This is a genomic window from Streptomyces sp. Inha503 (assembly GCF_047215865.1).
Taxonomy (GTDB): Bacteria; Actinomycetota; Actinomycetes; order Streptomycetales; family Streptomycetaceae; genus Streptomyces; species Streptomyces lycopersici.
In genome coordinates, this window is sequence record NZ_CP178360.1 from 2,731,622 (window position 1) to 2,748,601 (window position 16,980).

A 16,980-nucleotide genomic window follows, 5' to 3' on the forward strand; every position below is an offset into this window, starting at 1 on the left:
GATCACCAACTGCTCTCGTCGGTCTGGGCCTGTGGCTCGATCCCCAGCCGGGCCAGCGACTCGACGTAGTCGGCGACACCTGACACCAGGTCGAACTCGGGCTCGTAGCCGAGGTCACGGCGTGCTCGGGTGATGTCCATGACACCGTGCACGGGGCCGATACCGAGATATTCGAAGCCTCGGCCGATGGTGATGTCGGCAGACGGGTACTGAGCGCGCACCGCGTCCGCGAAGTCTTCGAGTGTGGTGCGTACGCCAGTGCCGATGTTGTACACCCAGGAGCCGAGGTTCGTGCTGGTACAGGCGCGCACGATGGCCTGGGCGACGTCCTTGGCGTACATCATGTCGTCGCCCTGCTGGCCTCCGCGGCCGACGGTGGCGGGAACGCCCAGCATCGCGTTCTCGATGATGCGACTGTGGACTCCGACGGGACCGTGGCGGGCCTTCTTGCCCGGTCCGTAGATCGCGCCGAACCGCAGGGCCACGAAGTCCATGCCGAAACGCTCGGCGTATACCCGTCCGGCCTCCTCGCTAAGGATCTTGGAGGCGCCGTAGGCCCGCAGACCGGGTGTGGGGCCGCGGGGGTAGTCCTCGGTGACCGGCACGTAGGTGGGGTGGGCGAACTCGCCCGTGATCGGGGCGTACACCGCCTTGGAACTGGTGTAGACGACGCGTCGCACCTCCGCCCGGCGCGCGGCTTCCAGTACGCCGACCGAGCCCAGTGCGTTGACTTCGAATGCCCGGTAAGGATCGGACGGCGCCACCACGACGGCGGCGAGATGGGCGACGGTGTCGATGTGCCGGCTGGTCATCAGCCGACCCAGCCCCTCGACGTCCATCAGATCCTGTTGCACGAACTCGAAGTGGGGTTCCAGGTCGGGCAGCAGGTCGAAGTCCGGACGCACATCCAGCACTGTGACCTGGTGGCCTTCGGCCAGGAGTCGTCGTACGGCCCAGGCGCCGTTGACACCGAGACCGCCGGTTACCAGAACCTTCATGGTGTCTCTCCGTTCCGTGCGGGCACAGTCTCGGTGAACAGCGCGGTGAAACATCCCGGGCAGAATCCCTGGCGCAGCACGACGTCCACGTCGAGGTAGTGACGGGCGTTGTCGTTGAGGTGGGGGCCGGCGGTGCTCGGGGCGCCCTCGAAGACCTTGGTCAGCCGGTGGCGCCAGTCGGGACCCGCGGGTGCCACGGGGGTGTCGCAGTGCCGGCACACGTAGTGCGGGGAGCCGTCCACCAGGCGCTGAACGAGGTTGTCGTCCACGGCCTGCTCGTCGGCGGGCATCTGATGCGCGGTGTGGGTGTCAGCCTTGGACACGGTTCCTCCTGTCGGCACGGACGGCTTCGCGGCATGCGGCGGTGGCTGTCGCGTTGACGGTGAACGAGTCGTCGAGGACGACGCCGTAGACCGTGCGCGCCGCGTCGGGCGACACCTTCAGTTCACGGACATCCGTGGCGACCAGTTCGGGGTCGCGGAGCACCGGGTCTCCGTATCCGCCGCCGCCCTGCCACCGCATGACGTAGACGTCGCCCTGCTGAAGGAGACTCTCCTCCTGGTTGGAGGGGAACTCGGGGGTGCCGCCGAGTTCCGCCACCGTGGAAGGCAGCTCGCCCCGGGCGAGCAGTTCCGCCGCGTCGGATCCGCGTACGGCGATGTCCTCCTGTGCGGCTCCGGGGTGGCCTCCGGCCAGGCCGCGATTCATCGAAACGGCCTTCCCCGAACCGGAGATGACCTGATAGATGGGCGCCGGGCTGTGGTAGGGGGTGAAGGCGACGCTGCCGCTCAGGCCGCCGCGGTAGCGGCCGGGACCACCGGAGTCGGTCTCCTCGCGACGCCACAGGTAGAGCAGGGGTGTGGTGAACTCGTTCATCTCGACGTCCGGGACCTTGCCCATGGGGATGAACGGCAGACCGGCCGTGTCGACACCATCGTGGTCGCTGCCCGCGCCGAAGCCACCGGCCATCGGTTCCAGAATGGAGGTCGCGAACGGTGCGCCGTGCTGGTTGAGGCCGGCGACGATACTGAGGTCCCAGCTGCCACAGCAGACGCTGGCCACCGAGGACCGGGTCGACGGATGCGTGTCCAGCATCTGCGACAGGCACTCCATCACCGCGTTGGTGGTCGCCCAGGAGGATGCGACCGAGCCCTTGCCGACGGCGGCCGGGAAGGTGGCGTTGTTCAGGGTGCCGGGCTCGCTGATGATGTCGACGCACCGCATGATGCCGCCGGGCGCCCATGGCAGGTCGCCGCAGAGCAGGGGCATCATGGCCGAGATGATCCCGCCGTAGAGTCCGGTGAAGGTGCAGTTGATCATGCCGGACTGCTCGTCGGTCCCGGTGAAGTCGAACAGCAGGTCGGAGCCGGTCTTGGTGAGCTTCAGCCGGATCGCGTGTGCCTTGCGGTCGCCGGTGTGCGACTGCTCCTGGTGATTGACGGCGGTCCAGGTGCCGTCCGGGATCGCGGCCAGCCTGTCCCGCAACCGCTGCTCGGCATCGCGCATCTGCAACTGCATGACCTGTTGGACGGTATCCGCGTCGAATTTGCGGATCAGCTCCGCGATGCGCTCATGGCCCAGCTTGTTGGCCCCCACCTTGGCCCGCAGGTCCAAGGCGACCAGCTTGGGGATGCGGGAGCGGCGTACGTACGCCTCCTCGACGTCACATTGGATCACTCCACCGCGTACCACCTTGATCGGCGGCATGGGCAGTGACTCCCAGAAGACGTCTTCCGCGCGCGGGGTCCAGCTGCCGGGGCTCACTCCGCCGACGTCCAGTTGGTGGGCGACGGCCGCGGTCCAGCCGAACAGCTTTCCGTCGTGGAACAGGGGGGCGAAGAGCGCCACATCGTTCTGGTGGAGGCCACCGCCCACCCACGGGTCGCTGCACAGAAACATGTCTCCCGGCTCGATGCCCGGGTTGTCGGCGCGATTCCGCAGGATCCAGCCGATGGCCAGCCCGATCGACGCGACGAGCTGGGTGTTGTACGGGCCGACCTGCACGATGTGTCCGTAAGGGTCGGTGAGCGCCACGTCGAAGTCGTTGCAGTCGGTGACCACGAGGGAACCGCTCATGCGGCGCAGTGCGTCGCCCATCAGGTCGGTGATGGCGAAGATGCGGTTGCGTACGACTTCGTAGGTGAGCGGGTCGACCTCGGCGCCGCCGAGGTCCGTGGGGTACAGCGGCAGGTGCGCGGGAAGGTCCGTACGGATCTCTTCGTTCGTATACGGCCTGCTGGCGAAGATCTCCGAGCCGGGTACGGGCGTCACAGCCATCATGGCCTCCGGTCATCAAGGTGAAGAATGATGTTGCGCAGGGAGTCCACCTGAGCCGAGGCGTCGCGGGGTACGACGACGGTGGTGGTGCCGGCCTCGACGATCGCCGGGCCTTCGAGACGGTGTCCGTGGGTGAGGCGGGCGTAGTCGTAGATCGCCGTCACCTCCCACCCCCTGCGCGAGTCCAGGAAGACTCGCCGGGTGCCGCTGAGCGCGCTCCTGGCGTCCTCGCTCTCCGCCTTGGGGGCGATCGGCAGCTCAGGGGTGAAGGCGGTGGAGCCGATACCGAAGACACGGTGGTTGATGAGCTGGAAGCCGGCGTCGGCGTGCCCCGTTCCGCGGCCGAACATCTGTTCATATGTGTATTCGAAGTCGGATATCACGCTGTCCATGTCGGCGTCGGTGAGCGGGCCCGAGCCCACCGGCGTCGGAACTTCGAACATTTGCGCCGTATAGCGGATGTCGAGCTGCCGGCGCATGCCGATGGAGGTGAACGACACTCCTTGGGCCTCGAGCCGAGCGGTGAGCCCCGCCTCGAGTTCGGCGAATTGCCGCTCGACCCGCGCCGCGTCGAAGGGGTAGGTCGCGGGGTTCGAGAGTTCGGCGGACAGCACGACATCGGAGGTGGTGAGGCCGTACGCCGAGAAGGCGTTGGCGTCACCCAGCGGGATATAGATCTCCTTGATTCCGAGATCGGCGCCGTAGGCGAAGCAGTGCGCGGGACCGCCACCGCCGAAGGCGTAGAGGACGAAATCGCGAGGATCGTGGCCCTGTCCGACCACCACCCGGCGCAGCAGGTCGGCGGTCTGAGCGTTCTGGATCTCGAAGACCGCGGCCGCGGCCTGTTCGGCGTCGAGGCCGAGAGGTGCGCCGATCCGGGTCTCCAGGGCCTTGCGCGCCCGATCGACGTCCAGCCTCTTGGTGCCTTCCGCGAACGTCTTCGGATCGAGGATGCCCAGGACGAGGTTGGCGTCGGTCACCGTCGGCTCGACGCCGTCCTGGCCGAAGCAGGCGGGCCCCGGGCGGGCGCCGGCACTGCGCGGGCCCACGCGCAGATTGCCCCCCGCGTCCAGCCAGGCGATCGCACCGCCGCCCGAGCCGATCGAGGTGACGTTGACCATCGGGGTGCTGACGGTGAACTGGTTCAGCGTGGTGGAGCTTGAGTACACCGGTTCCCCGTCGACCACCAGGCCGACCAGGAACGTCGTGCCCCCGATGTCGGAGGTGATGATATTGCGGTGGCCCAGTTTGCGGCCGAGGTTACGGGCTCCGACCACGCCACCGGTGAGCACCGAGCCGATGGTCGTGATGGCCTGTGCGGGTGCGTCCTGCGCCGAGACCGTTCCCCCGCTCCCTTGCATCACCAGCAGCGCGCCGTTCAGCCCGCGGAGCTCGAGTTCCTTGGTGAGCGGTGCCAGATAGTCCCGCAGGGTCGGACCGACCTGCGCGTTCATGACGGTGGTCACGGTCCGCTCGTATTCGCGGATCTTGGGGCTGAGGTCACTGCTCAGGCATATATAGGTGCCCGGGCTCTCTTCCTCGATAATCTTGCGGAGCCGGATCTCGTGCTCCGGATTGACAAAGGACCACAGCAGGCTCACCGCTATCGCGGCTACGCCGTCTTCCAGTAGTTCCCGGATGGCGACGCGCGCCTTGTCCTCGTCGAGACGTACGACGACCTTTCCCTGGTAGTCGATGCGCTCGGTGATCTCCTTCACCATGCGTTTGGGCAGGAGCGGCGGGGGCTTGCGTGTCGCCGCGACGTTCTGGATCTCCTCCGGCCCAAGGCCGGCGTACCGGCCCTCGACATTCATGATGTAAATCGAGTCACGGTGCCCTTTTGTGGTCAGCAGTCCAACCCGGGAGACGTTTCCGGTGACCAATGCGTTGAGAGCCGCCGTTGTTCCGTGACAGATGTAGTCCACATCGGACAGCGTCGCCTCACGGGACCGGCCGAGCTTGCGGCCGATCTCGTCCACGGCGTTGAGAAACCCCTCCGCAAAATCGGGCGGAGTGGATGGAACTTTGGCGGTGGTGATGTTGCCCTGATCATCACCCAGAAATGCGTCGGTGAACGTGCCACCGATATCTATCCCGAGAATGGCACTCATATTGTCCCTAGCTCCAAGCATGGCTAAGCCGATCGGCCACGAAGAGGAGTCAAATACCAGGCGCTTTGTTTGTCGGCCCAGCGGAGGCACTTGACCCGGCGCATTCATCTCAAGAGATGCGGCGTTGCCGGGTAACTCTAGGGGCATCCAAGCCATATGCATAGTAACGCTTGTTCGATGAATCCATAACGGATACCTTATGGACAACTGCCAGTGAGGCAGGACCTGAACGACCGTGCGGGAGGGCCGCCCCATGGAATCCCAACTTTCGCTGCGCAGGCTCGAGGTCTTCTGCCTCGTGGTGGAGGAAGGCAGCGTGACGCGCGCCGCCGAGCGGCTCAGAGTCGCCCAGCCGGCGGTCTCCAGCCAGCTCCGCGCGCTGGAGCAATGGATCGGGGCGCGGCTGTTCGTCCGGACCTCCGGCCGCATGGTGCTGACCGAGGCGGGCACCCGGGCCCACCTGTGGGCCCGGGAGATGCTGGCCAGGTGTCTACAGGTCCGCCGCGACGTGGAGGAGCTGACACTCGGCACGGGAGGCAGTGTCGTGCTCGCCTCCAGCCTGGCCGTCGGCACCTATCTGCTGCCGCCCCTGATGACAGCGTTGCGCGCCGAGCGGCCCGGAGCCGATATCACCATCCATGTCACCCAGCCGGAACACGCACTGCACGCCGTGGAGATCGGCGAAGTCGACTTCGCCGTCATGACCCGCGACGAACGCGCACTCCCCACCTCCGTCGTCGCCGAGACGCTGCTGGACGAGCCCTTGATCCTGTGCGCCAGTCCCGGTGGGCCGCCTACGGCGGACTCCGTCTCGCTGAGCGCCCTTCCCAAACTGCCCCTGGTAGGAGTGCCCAGGCATGTGGCGTTTCAGCGGAGCATCGACACTCAGCTGAAGGAGCTGGGCGTCGGCGAACTCGACACGGTCATTCGGCTCGGCCACGCCGAGGCGATCAAGACAGCGGTCATCGAGCACGGCTGGGCGGCGCTCTTCCCCCGCTACTCAGTGGAACGCGATCTCGCGGAGGGAAGACTTCGGGCGATCGAGTTCACCGATGGAGCCCTGCACGAACGCATCGGGCTGTTCTACCGGACGGACAAGTACTTCTCTCCCCTTCAGGCGTCCGCACTGGACGCGATCAGGCTGGCGGGGCGGTAGCCATCGCCGAGTGCATAAACAATGCATTATGAAGAACAAAAGAAAACGTTAATGGACTTATGTTCCTTGTTTACCTAGCGTGGTGGGCACAGAGCCGAGCAAGGAGCACACCCGATGAAGCTGGCGCGCTTCCACACACCACCTGACGGATCCGGGGCATCGTTCGGTGTGGTCGACGGAGACGAAGTGGTTGACCTAGGGCACCGCATGGCCTCCTTCGAGGCGATGCTGACCGACCTCCACAACGCCACGCCCCGCCCCGACGACCCCCGCCGGCCCATCGGCACCGTCACATGGCAGCCCCCCATCGGGACGCACGCCAAGGTCGTGTGCGTCGGGTACAACTACCCGTCCCACGCCGTGGAGTCCCAGGAGGCGCAGCCCGAGTGGCCCACCCTGTTCACCCGTTTCCCCGACTCCTTCGTCGGCGCGGGGCGTTCGGTGGTCCGCCCGTACGACACGGATTCCCTGGACTGGGAGGGCGAAGTGGCCTTCGTGGTCGGTCACCCGGCGCGCCGGGTGACCGCCGACCGCGCGGACCGGCATATCGCGGGCTTCACCTGCATGGCGGAGAACAGTGTGCGGGACTGGCAGTTGCACACGCGGCAGGCGACCGCGGGCAAGAACTGGTACGCCAGCGGCTCCTGCGGGCCCTGGCTCGTCACCCCCGACGAACTGGGGGACGGTCCACTGCGGGTGACCACCCGGCTCAATGACACCGTCGTGCAGGACGACTCGACCGATCGGCTGACCTTCCCCTTCGGCGAACTGCTCGCGTACATCAGCGCCTTCACCCCACTGCGACCCGGCGATGTCATCGCCACCGGGACCCCTCAGGGCATCGGCCACCGGCAAGATCCACCCCGGTATCTGCGCCCGGGAGACGAACTCGAAGTCGAAGTGGCGGGCATTGGCGTGCTCCGGAACCCGGTCACCGACGAGGCTCGCTCCCTGAACCCCGCGGAGGTATACCGATGAGCCCCTACCAGTGGAGCGACCGGGACGTCGAAGCCCGCGCGGACCTTCCGTCCGTCATCGACGCGGTACAAGGTGTCCTGGAACACGAGGCGACGGGTGCCGCCTGGAACATCGACAAGACCATGGCCACGTGGTCGCCCATGAGCAGCGCCCACGCGCTGGGCGCGATCGACACCGAGGAACAACTCGTCGTCTTCAAGACCTGGGTCAACACCCCGGCCGGAGCGACGGCCGTCCTCACCGCCTTTTCCGCCGCCGACGGCAGTCTGCGAGCTTCGCTGCAAGCCGGGGTGGCCGGTGCCCTGCGTACCGCCGCGGTCTCGGGACTCGCCACCCGCTGGATGAGCCACCCGGACGCCGATGAACTCGCCGTCCTGGGCACGGGGCGCCAGGCCCTGCGCCAGGTGGCCGCGGTCGCCGCGGTCCGGGAACTGCGCCGGGTCCGCGTCTGGAGCCGTACCCCCGAGCGAGCAGTGGGCTTCGCCGCCCAGGTGCAAACGGACCTCGGGCTCGCCGCTGAAGCGTTCCCCACGGTTGAGGCAGCGTCCCAGGACGCTCCCATCGTCACGCTGATCACCCGTGCCACTGACCCGTTCTTCGCCCTTGACGCCCTGGCCGAAGGGGCCCATCTCAACGCGGTCGGCGCGATCCTGCCCGCCAACGCGGAGTTCGACGCGGCCCTGTTGGCGTCCTCAGCACTCACCGTGGTCGACAGTGTGTCCAACGCCCGACGAGGCTCGCGCGAACTGGGCGAATTCTTCGGCGACGACTGGACTTCGGTCCACCGGCTCGCCGATCTGGTCACCGGCAAGGTGGCCCGCCCCGAGCGGCCACGCTGCACCGTCTTCAAGGGCATGGGCATGGGACTGTCCGACCTTTCGGTCGCCGCACTGCTGCTCCGCGGCGCCCGGCCCTCTCCACAGGAATAGACCAAGGAGCCGTTACCGTGAGCGTCACCTCTTCCCCCTCAGACATCGACGCCCTCCCCGCCGCACGGGATGTGCACGCCCGGTTCGTGGACATCAGCGGACAGGAGCCCGAGCCGATCCGGCCCTGGGCGCCCGTGAAGATCTCCCGGGCCCGGATCGAGGCGGAGATCGAGCGCCTCGCCTCGCTCCCCCGGCCGGCGAACGGCCGTCGAGGCACTCTCATCGTGCATCCGGACGCCGTGGGCCTCGGCCCGGGACTCGCTCCCGGCGTTGACGTCACCATCGACGTGCTCAGGCCGGGCGAGCGGACCACACCGCTGCGGCGCAACACGGGGCAGGTCGAGATCGGAATCGGCGGCCGCGGCGTTGTCCACGTCGTCGGCAGGTCCACGCGCATGGAGCGCTGGGACGTATGCAGCATCCCCTCGATGAAGGGCCATTACTTCGAGAACGACGGCGACGAACTCTGGGTTCGGTTGAGCTACTCCAATGCTCCGCTCCTGGCCAAGCTCGGAGTTCTCTACAGTGAGCCGCTGACCGACGAGCAGATGGCCGCGGGCCCCGGTGTCCTGCCTTCCGCCGACCGCAGGTCCGAGCGCTACATCCGGGAAACCGCCCCCGACATCGAGCTCAACGACTCCGGCGCCCGGCTGCGGGGCTACGAATACCTCGTGGACATCGAGGTGGTCGAGAACAACCCGCTGCACTGGGCCTGGAACGAGGTCCGCGAACACCTGTCCTGGGAGGAGGGCGACGGCAAGCGGACGATCATGGCGCTGTACAACCCGGCGACCGAACGCCGCAACGGGGCCACCCACAGCTTCTTCGTGACCGCCTCCTCGATGCCGCCCGGCGTCGCGGCACAGCCCTTGCGCCGCGGCCACCGGCACAGCTCCGTCGCCATCAACTATCACTTCCTCGGCTCCGGCAAGAGCGTCGTCGAAGGACACGTCGTCGACTGGAGCGCCGGCGACCTGCTGCTGTCGGCCCCCGGCTGGAGCGAGCACGACCACTACCACGGCCCCGACGGCTTCGGTGTCTTCACCGTCCAGGACCACCCCCTGCACATCGGCATGGAATCGCTGATCTGGCAGGAGAAGATGTCCGGCCCCATCCTCGCCCTCGGTTCCGAAGCCGGCCAGACCGGTTATGTCGGCCCCCGTACAACAGGCGCCTGAGGTGCGCGAACGAGCACACGACGAGGTGAGGCCCTCATGAAGTTCCGTAGCGATCCGACGCAGATCAAGGGTTCCGTGGCTCCCGTCATCACGCCTTTCACCAGCGACGGCGCCCTGGACCTGCCATCCCTGCGGGGTCTGGTCCGCCGACAGCTGGAGGCCGGCTCACACGGCATTTCGATCGGCGGCTCCACAGGAGAACCGGGAGCGCAGTCCGTCGCGGAGCGGATCGAGGCCATCAAGGCAGTCGCCGAAGAGGTCGCCGACGCGGTGCCGTTCCTCCCCGGCACGGGCTCCGCCAAGCTCGACGAAACCGTGGAGATCACCGCCGCCGCCGAGGCCGCGGGCGCCGACGCCGCGCTGATCATCACCCCCTACTACGCACGCCCCACCCAGGAGGGGCTGTATCAGTGGTATGCGACGATCGCCCGTGAGTTCCCCGACCTGCCACTGATCATCTACAACGTGCCGTCGCGCACCGCGGTCGACATCGCTCCTGACACCGTCAACAGGCTCCACCGCGACTTCGGCAACATCGTGGGCATCAAGGAGACCACCAAGGACTTCGAACACTTCTCGCGGGTTCTGTACAAGACGGGCGCCGGCTTCCTGGTGTGGTCCGGGATCGAGCTGCTCGGTCTTCCTCTCCTCGCTCTCGGTGGCCGCGGCTTCATCAGTGCGGTGTCCAATCTGGCTCCGGCCGCCGTGGCCCGCATGTATGAAGCGTGGGAAGCCGGCGACCATGCCACGGCGCGCGAATTGCACTACGGTCTGCACCCTCTGGTGGATCTGCTGTTCGTCGAAACCAACCCGGCTCCTTTGAAGTACGTCCTCCATCAGAGGGGCCTCATCTCCTCGGCACATGTCCGGGCGCCGCTCACCCCGCTGACCCCGCAAGGAACCCTGCGCGTCGAGGAACTGCTCAGCGAGGGCTCCGGCCTCCTCGCCTGACATACACGTGCGGATGCTCTCCGAGCTGAGACGATTCGACGACTCACGTCGTCGATGTCGGTTTCCCGCACAAGCGGGTGTCTGCCGCACCGGGCAGACACCCGCCGGTCGGCCGGTCGGCGGGTGTCTGCCGGTCGGGGGGCGCACCCTGCCCCCTTTCGCCAGGATCTGAGAGCACCGGACGGGAGACGTTGGATACGTGGATCGCAATGAACTCGCACGATGCTTGCGGGACTGGCGGGATCGCGTCAGTCCCGCAAGCGTCGGACTCCCCGCAAGCAGCCTGCGGCGCGCGCCCGGCCTGCGCCGCGAAGAAGTCGCACACCTCGCCGGACTGTCAGTGGACTACCTCGCCCGCCTTGAGCAGGGGCGCGCCGGCAACCCGTCTCCCTCAGTGCTGGAGGCTCTGGCACGGGCACTGCGACTGACCGATGACGAGAACACCCATCTGTTCCATCTGGCCGGCCACGCGGATCCTCGTATCAGTGGCATGAACCGGCACATGACCCCAGGTGTCCACCGGATCATCGACCGGCTCGCGGATACACCCGTCATCGTCCTGGACGAGGCCTGGCAGCTCGTCGCCGCCAATCCGCTGGCCACCGCGCTGCTCGGCGACATGCTCGGTGAACCGGCACGCCAACGCAACCTCCTGTGGCGGCACTTCACCGGCATGCCGTCCCGGATCGTCGCCACCCCCGAGGAGGACGCCGCCTTCGAGCGGGCAGCCGTCGCGGATCTGCGCGCCGCGGCTGGACGCCATCCGGACGACGGGCCGCTACAGGCTCTCATCACCGACCTGCGCAAGGTGAGCCCCCGCTTCGACCAACGCTGGCAGTCCGCCGCTGTCGCACGCCACATGGCGACGCGCAAGACGATCCTCCACCCACAGGTCGGGCCGATGACCCTGGACTGCGACGTCCTCACCGTCGGGGGCAGCGACCTGCGTGTCGTGGTCTACACCGCCGAGCCAGGATCATCCGACGCCCGCACGCTGACGCTGCTCAACACCATCGGCACGCAGACGTTCACCACGCCCACAGCGTGGCGTGAGCCGTTCTCTGGCGATGCCGCGCCATAGCCGCTGCGGCGCTTCTTCGGTACATGGTCACGGGCCGGTGCTTCCCGCCGCGCCGAGCATGACGGTCGGGATCCCCCTTGCATCACTTCGGCACCGTTGAGCGCCACCCGCAAACTGGACAGATCCATCTGGTCCATGTCGGTCGCCGCATCGCGCAAGCACAGTTCGAAGCTGAAGGCGGGCACCATGAGACGGTGTCGGGTTTGTACTCCAGGATGCCGAAGTTGGTCGTGGCCGCCGAGCTCCCGCGCCACCCGCCCGAACCGGGTGCGGTGCAGATCGCTTCGACAGGGGCTGAGCTTGAAGGCGGTGAAGCCGAAGCGTTGGTGCAGCTCCGAGGTGGTGTCCCGGAGTTCGGCGAGGTCGGGGGCTGTGTACAGCCCTGCGTACACGTGTACTCGGTCACGGACGGCGCCGCCGAGCAAGACTGGAGCAGAATCTGGTCGACGTGGCTGGGACGCCGAGCATCCATACCTCTGATCTGCTCGAAGAGGTAGTCGAGCAGGGGTGGATACGCGAGGTCGGGGCCGTGGTTGTACACCTCCGACCAGCCCTCGACCCCGGAGTCAGTGGTGATCTTCACCAGTACGCGGGGGCGGTTCCCCACCCGCTGGAGGTAGGTGTGAAGCGCATCGATCCTCATGCCACGCGCTCCCTGCCGAGTTGGGGCACAAGGGAGCGCCACGGCTGGATCGCCTTGGCCACCTCCCGCGCGAGCGTTGTAGGTGCCAAAACCTCATCCGAGCTGGTCATGACGGGCGAGCGCTGCGGTGGGCCCGCCGACCTCGTTGCCGACCCAGCCTCTCCCCCACCAGCATGGTGGAGTGCTGCTGCGACTGCTCTACCTGACCTTGACGAACGTGTTCACCTTGATACGGCTCCTGCCGCGGCGAACTCAATTGGCACCACGCGTTGTTCGGGCTCCGCTCTGGGCGTTGACCCGCGCGGGCCGCCGGCGGTGATGTCAGATCGTGTCTGCTGGGATGAGGAGCGCGTTGATGGCGGCTGTGCGGATGGTGCGGGCGACGATGTCGGGGTCCAGGCCGCTGTTGAACTGCGCAACCGCGTTGATCATTGAGAAGACGGCGTGTGTCAGGAGAGCTCGGCACTAGACTAGTGGCTACCTTAAGTGAGCGGCTGATAACGTGCCGTTGCATGGGCGGCGATCAGGTCGGCTACGGCGTTCAGACATGAAAATCCCAGTTCAGACGACATGCCCTTCGGGTCGCCAAGCACTCCGTTGGGAGCGACTGCTCTCACGCCGTCCGTGAATACGCGAGCCAGCAGTTCATCGTTCATCGACCCGGTGAAGCCCGCAGCAGCTCGATCGTTTCGCACCGCCTCGGGCCGCACAGCCAGCATGATCGAAGTTTCCGCGACGTCGGCATGGCCTCCGACGTGGTCGGCGAGGCCGGCGACCTGCTGGGCTGCGGAGCGCCACGCTTGGAGGACTGCTGTCGAGTCTGAGTAGGCGATGACATCTAGGTCGCGGGAAAGCCGCTCGTCAAGCCTTGATTCGATGTCTTTGAGCAGCGGGTAGTTGCCGATGTGCGCCGAGAAGATCACAACGCGACGGAACCCGTGCACAGCAAGACTCTCGCAGCAGTCTGCGCAGATCGCCTCGAGCGTACCGGCCCGCAGGGACAGTGTCCCGGCGAACCCCAGGTGGTGCGCAGAACAACCGATCCGCACCGTCGGAAGCACAAGCGCGTCGCCAAGCCGCTCGGCGACAAGGACACCCAGCCGGTCAGCATGATCGCTGTCGACGGACAGCGGTAGATGCGCGCCATGCTGCTCCGTCGCACCCAGCGGCAAGATCGCCGTACGCATGCCCCTCGCCATGGCTTCCGCGATATCAGGCGAGGTCAAATGCTCAATCCGCAACTCACTCATGGTGGGTCTCCTCCTCCTGTGCGCACCTGGCCAACTCCACGAAGTTACCAACACCTAACAGATTTTGGGCCTTGACCTGGGCTGAGCTACGATCTATGTTATCGCCCAATAACATTTGACGGAAGGGTCGGTATGGACTTCATCCTCATGTCTGAGGGGGACACCCCGGTCGGGCTTACGCATGAGCACCGCTACCGGGAGCTGGTGGAGGAGGTTCTGCTTGCGGAGCGGGTTGGCTTCGATGCCTTCGGTAGTTCCGAGCAGCATGTTGCTCTGGGTACGGCTTCGGTCTCCGCTCCGGAGGTGCTTTACCCGTACCTGATGGCTCTGACGAGCCGGATGCGGTTCATCCACCTGGTGACGCTGCTGCCGACGCGGATGAACCATGCGCTGCGCGTCGCGGAGCGTGTGGCGACCGAGGACATCCTGTCCAACGGCCGTGTCGAGCTTGGTACCGGGCGCGGCAACACCACGCTCGCCCTGCGCGCGTTTGAGGTGGACCCCTCCGAGAACAAGGCCCAGTGGCGTGAGGGCATCGAGCTGATCCGGAGCGCGTTCCTCAACGACGTGTTCTCGTACGTGGGCGAGCACTACAAGATTCCGCCGCGCAGCCTGGTCCCCAAGCCCCTACAGGGTCCCTACCCGCCCATTTCGGCTGCCGCCGGCAGCCCGAGCTCGGTCGAGACGGCCGCCTCGATGGGTATCGGCGCCATCATGGGCGGCCTCTACCTCGGGTTCGACCTCGTCGAGAACATGGTAAAGCTCTACGACGACACTCTCGCCGCCACCAACCACCCCTACCCGATCACGCCGCGCAAGATGGTCGCGGTCGCCGGTGGTATGCACTGCGCCGAGACCACTGCCCAGGCCCGCCTCGAGGCGAAGCCCCTGTTCGAGATGGCCAAGCTGTCCACCGACGCATATGAGCGCCTGTCGAAGCTGTCGAAGGACTACGCCTACATGGGCGCTGTCAAGGACATCGACTTCAACGACGAAGAGTACATGTTCGAACGCTCCCAGGGCTTCATGGTCGGCGACCCCGAGCACTGCATCGAACACGTACAGCGATACGCGGACATGGGCGTCGAAGCACTCGTCCTGCGTGTCGACAGCCTGCCCCACGACCAGCTGATGCGCTCGATCGAACTCTTCGGCAAGTACGTCATCCCCCGCTTCAAGCACCCCCGCAACGTCGTGCGCCCGGCCGACGACATCCTCGCCGAGATCCGAGCCGCCCGCCCCGCCCACGAAGAAGCACTCCGCCAGTTCAACGACACGCACAACCTCGCGCAGAAGGAGACGGTTCGTTGAGCGACCTCTACCAGCACGGCACGGGTGACATCCTCGTCGAACGCAAGGACAACGGCGTCCTCCTGATCACGTTCAATCGCCCAGAGCGGTACAACGCGTTCACCCTGCCGATGTTCGAAGAGATGAACCGGATCTGGGCTGATGTCGAACGCGATGACCAGACCTGCGTCGTAGTCGTGACCGGGGCAGGCAAGGCCTTCTGTACTGGTATGGACGTTGCCCAGCCCGATCCCACGCACGAAGACGCGCTTGCGATCATGGAGACCGAACGCAAGCGAACTTCAACGATCCTGCGGATCGAGAAGCCGATCATTTCTGCGATCAATGGGCCCGCGGTCGGTTACGGGCTGTCGACGGCGCTTCTCGCCGACATCAGCATTGCTGCGGACGATGCGGTGCTGATCGAAGGGCACACCAAGGTCGGCGTGACCGCCGGCGACCACGCCGCACTTATCTGGCCGCTGCTCGTCGGCATGGCTAAGACCAAGTACTACGTCCTTACCTCCGAGAAGCTGAGTGGTGCCGAAGCCGAGCGGATTGGTCTCGTCAGTCTGTCCGTTCCGCGTGAGCAGGTACTGCCCCGTGCCCTCGAGGTCGCGTCCCAGCTGGCACGTGGGTCCCAGCAGGCGCTCCGATTCACCAAGCGCGCTCTCAACACCTGGCTCACCAATGCGGCGCCTCAGCACGAGCTGTCTACAGCGCTCGAGATTCTCGACTTCGCTAGCGCCGACTACGCCGAAGCGCGCCAGGCTTTCCGGGAGAAGCGCCCTGTGGACTTCCCTTCTGCGCGCAACGCCGGCGCACCCGCGAAGTAACCGGAGACGAGCATGACCGCAGGTTCGCAGAACACAGCACTAAGCCTCGTCCACGCATCAGACGAAGTGGACGGGGTGGTCGTACTCACCCTTAGCCACCCGCCTGCCAACGCGCTCAGTAACGCTCTCGTCAGCGAGCTGACAGCGAAGCTGGTCACGCTCGCCACCGGCCCTAACGCTCCCGCAGTGGTCCTGACGGGAGCTGGCGAGCGCTTCTTCTGCGCAGGTGGTGACATGAAGGAAGCCGTCGACTTCGACGCCAATGGCATGGTCGAGCGGATGGCAGGCTTTCACGCGCTGCTTTGCGCACTGGAGAACTATCCCCGGCCGCTGGTGTGTGCGGTCAACGGGTGGTGCGTCGGCGGCGGGATCGAGATGGCCCTGTTCACCGACGTGGTCTACGCGGCGGTGGGAGCGCGTTTCGTCTTCCCTGAGATCAAGCATGGGATGCTGCCGGCTGTGAAGGGCATCTCGCGAGTGCGTTCGGTCGCGGGTGACCGTGCAGCTTGGCGTCTCTTGCTGGGCGGAGAGCCCGTCGACGCAGCGACTGCGGAGGCAATCGGGATTGTCGACCAGGTCGTCGAGCAGAACGAACTACTTGCGACCGCGGTGGCGGATGCGCGCTCAGCAGCGGCGAAGCCACCTGCCGTATTCGCAGCGCTGAAACGGGCCCTGCACTCGGATACGACCGGCTGGCCGGACGAAGAGCAGCTTCGCGTCACACTGGCTGATGCGCGCACGGTCTTCAACGACCCTGCCGCCCGAGCTGCCCGCGAGGGGTACAATGGTTGATCAATTTCAGGAACTGGACCCTGCCGCTTTCCGCTCGGCATTGGCTCAGTTCCCTTCAGGTGTGACGATCATGACGACGCGAAGCGAGGCAGGCACACTACACGGATTCACCGCGAGTTCCTTCGCCGCGTTGTCTCTCGATCCCCCGCTCATCTTGGTATGTCTGGACCGAGGAGCGGACTGCTTTCCCGTCTTCATGGCGGCTAAGCATTTCGTCGTGAACATTGTGACGGACGCCCATGCCGACTTGGCGCTGAAGTTCGCCACCAAGGGTGAGAACAAGTTCGCGGACGGCAATTTCGAACTCGATGAGGCAGGCAATCCGCTGTTGCCGGATGCGGCAGCAGTCATCAGCTGCGAGCTGGAACAGACCGTGCCCGGCGGAGATCACGTAATCCTCATCGGTCGCGTACGCGATGCACGGACAGGTGCCGACAAGCCGGTGACGTGGTACCGGGGTGGCTTCCTTCCCCTTGGGGAGCGAGCTGCATGAGTCTCATTGAGCACGGG

Annotated in this window: 16 protein-coding genes and 1 pseudogene; 11 read left to right on the plus strand and 6 right to left on the minus strand. The window is 66.2% G+C overall.

Going from position 1 to position 16,980, the window contains the following annotated elements:
* Window positions 1-2: 2 nt before the first annotated feature.
* Genes ACJX2R_RS11010 through ACJX2R_RS11025 form a run of 4 tightly spaced genes read right to left on the minus strand, consistent with a single transcriptional unit; the run spans window position 3 to window position 5,533 of the window.
* Window positions 3-998: an NAD-dependent epimerase/dehydratase family protein gene (locus ACJX2R_RS11010; RefSeq protein WP_413099933.1), complete on the minus strand. Its 996-nt coding sequence runs from the start codon at window positions 996-998 to the stop codon at window positions 3-5.
* The gene (locus tag ACJX2R_RS11015; RefSeq protein ID WP_413099934.1) at window positions 995-1,321 is read right to left on the minus strand and encodes a hypothetical protein; all 327 of its coding nucleotides are present in this window, start codon (window positions 1,319-1,321) and stop codon (window positions 995-997) included. Before ACJX2R_RS11015 ends, ACJX2R_RS11010 begins: the two co-directional genes overlap by 4 nt.
* On the minus strand, window positions 1,308-3,278 hold the full coding sequence (locus ACJX2R_RS11020) for a hydantoinase B/oxoprolinase family protein (protein WP_413099935.1): 1,971 nt from the start codon (window positions 3,276-3,278) through the stop codon (window positions 1,308-1,310). Before ACJX2R_RS11020 ends, ACJX2R_RS11015 begins: the two co-directional genes overlap by 14 nt.
* On the minus strand, window positions 3,275-5,533 hold the full coding sequence (locus tag ACJX2R_RS11025) for a hydantoinase/oxoprolinase family protein (RefSeq protein WP_413099936.1): 2,259 nt from the start codon (window positions 5,531-5,533) through the stop codon (window positions 3,275-3,277). The genes ACJX2R_RS11020 and ACJX2R_RS11025 overlap by 4 nt, the downstream gene beginning before the upstream one ends.
* Window positions 5,534-5,639: 106 nt before the next feature.
* On the opposite strand from ACJX2R_RS11025, the gene ACJX2R_RS11030 reads away from it, so the two are divergent.
* The 7 genes and pseudogenes from ACJX2R_RS11030 to ACJX2R_RS11060 all read left to right on the plus strand — a co-directional run bounded on the left by ACJX2R_RS11030 (window position 5,640) and on the right by ACJX2R_RS11060 (window position 11,659).
* Window positions 5,640-6,542 carry a LysR family transcriptional regulator gene (locus tag ACJX2R_RS11030; protein ID WP_413099937.1) on the plus strand — a complete coding sequence of 301 codons (903 nt, stop codon included), beginning with the start codon at window positions 5,640-5,642 and terminating at the stop codon, window positions 6,540-6,542.
* A 114-nt stretch (window positions 6,543-6,656) separates the two neighbouring features.
* On the plus strand, window positions 6,657-7,520 hold the full coding sequence (locus ACJX2R_RS11035) for a fumarylacetoacetate hydrolase family protein (RefSeq protein WP_413099938.1): 864 nt from the start codon (window positions 6,657-6,659) through the stop codon (window positions 7,518-7,520).
* Window positions 7,517-8,449, plus strand: coding sequence for an ornithine cyclodeaminase family protein (locus ACJX2R_RS11040; protein WP_413099939.1), 933 nt, complete (start codon window positions 7,517-7,519; stop codon window positions 8,447-8,449). Before ACJX2R_RS11035 ends, ACJX2R_RS11040 begins: the two co-directional genes overlap by 4 nt.
* A 17-nt stretch (window positions 8,450-8,466) precedes the next feature.
* Window positions 8,467-9,627, plus strand: coding sequence for a hypothetical protein (locus ACJX2R_RS11045; protein ID WP_413099940.1), 1,161 nt, complete (start codon window positions 8,467-8,469; stop codon window positions 9,625-9,627).
* A gap of 36 nt (window positions 9,628-9,663) precedes the next feature.
* Entirely contained in the window at window positions 9,664-10,578 is a 915-nt protein-coding gene (dapA, locus tag ACJX2R_RS11050; protein WP_413099941.1) for a 4-hydroxy-tetrahydrodipicolinate synthase, read from the plus strand.
* A 199-nt stretch (window positions 10,579-10,777) separates the two neighbouring features.
* Window positions 10,778-11,008, plus strand: a pseudogene (locus ACJX2R_RS11055) (helix-turn-helix domain-containing protein); the annotation flags it as partial.
* Between the two features lie 72 nt (window positions 11,009-11,080).
* Window positions 11,081-11,659 carry a hypothetical protein gene (locus ACJX2R_RS11060; RefSeq protein ID WP_413105821.1) on the plus strand — a complete coding sequence of 193 codons (579 nt, stop codon included), beginning with the start codon at window positions 11,081-11,083 and terminating at the stop codon, window positions 11,657-11,659.
* An 82-nt stretch (window positions 11,660-11,741) separates the two neighbouring features.
* Here ACJX2R_RS11060 and ACJX2R_RS11065 read toward each other — a convergent pair whose 3' ends face one another.
* Both ACJX2R_RS11065 and ACJX2R_RS11070 read right to left on the minus strand, forming a co-directional pair.
* Entirely contained in the window at window positions 11,742-12,302 is a 561-nt protein-coding gene (locus ACJX2R_RS11065) for a hypothetical protein (RefSeq protein WP_413099942.1), read from the minus strand.
* A gap of 482 nt (window positions 12,303-12,784) precedes the next feature.
* A complete protein-coding gene (locus tag ACJX2R_RS11070; protein WP_413099943.1) occupies window positions 12,785-13,552 on the minus strand; it encodes a creatininase family protein in 768 nt (255 codons plus the stop codon).
* A gap of 132 nt (window positions 13,553-13,684) precedes the next feature.
* On the opposite strand from ACJX2R_RS11070, the gene ACJX2R_RS11075 reads away from it, so the two are divergent.
* From ACJX2R_RS11075 to ACJX2R_RS11090, 4 genes are read left to right on the plus strand one after another with little or no spacing between them, the layout of a single operon-like run.
* Window positions 13,685-14,863, plus strand: a complete 1,179-nt coding sequence (locus ACJX2R_RS11075; RefSeq protein ID WP_413099944.1) for an LLM class flavin-dependent oxidoreductase — start codon at window positions 13,685-13,687, stop codon at window positions 14,861-14,863.
* The gene (locus ACJX2R_RS11080; RefSeq protein ID WP_351905750.1) at window positions 14,860-15,678 is read left to right on the plus strand and encodes an enoyl-CoA hydratase/isomerase family protein; all 819 of its coding nucleotides are present in this window, start codon (window positions 14,860-14,862) and stop codon (window positions 15,676-15,678) included. Before ACJX2R_RS11075 ends, ACJX2R_RS11080 begins: the two co-directional genes overlap by 4 nt.
* Window positions 15,679-15,690: 12 nt before the next feature.
* Window positions 15,691-16,470, plus strand: coding sequence for an enoyl-CoA hydratase/isomerase family protein (locus tag ACJX2R_RS11085; RefSeq protein WP_413099945.1), 780 nt, complete (start codon window positions 15,691-15,693; stop codon window positions 16,468-16,470).
* Window positions 16,463-16,963, plus strand: coding sequence for a flavin reductase family protein (locus ACJX2R_RS11090; RefSeq protein WP_413099946.1), 501 nt, complete (start codon window positions 16,463-16,465; stop codon window positions 16,961-16,963). The genes ACJX2R_RS11085 and ACJX2R_RS11090 overlap by 8 nt, the downstream gene beginning before the upstream one ends.
* The last annotated feature ends 17 nt before the right edge of the window (window positions 16,964-16,980 follow it).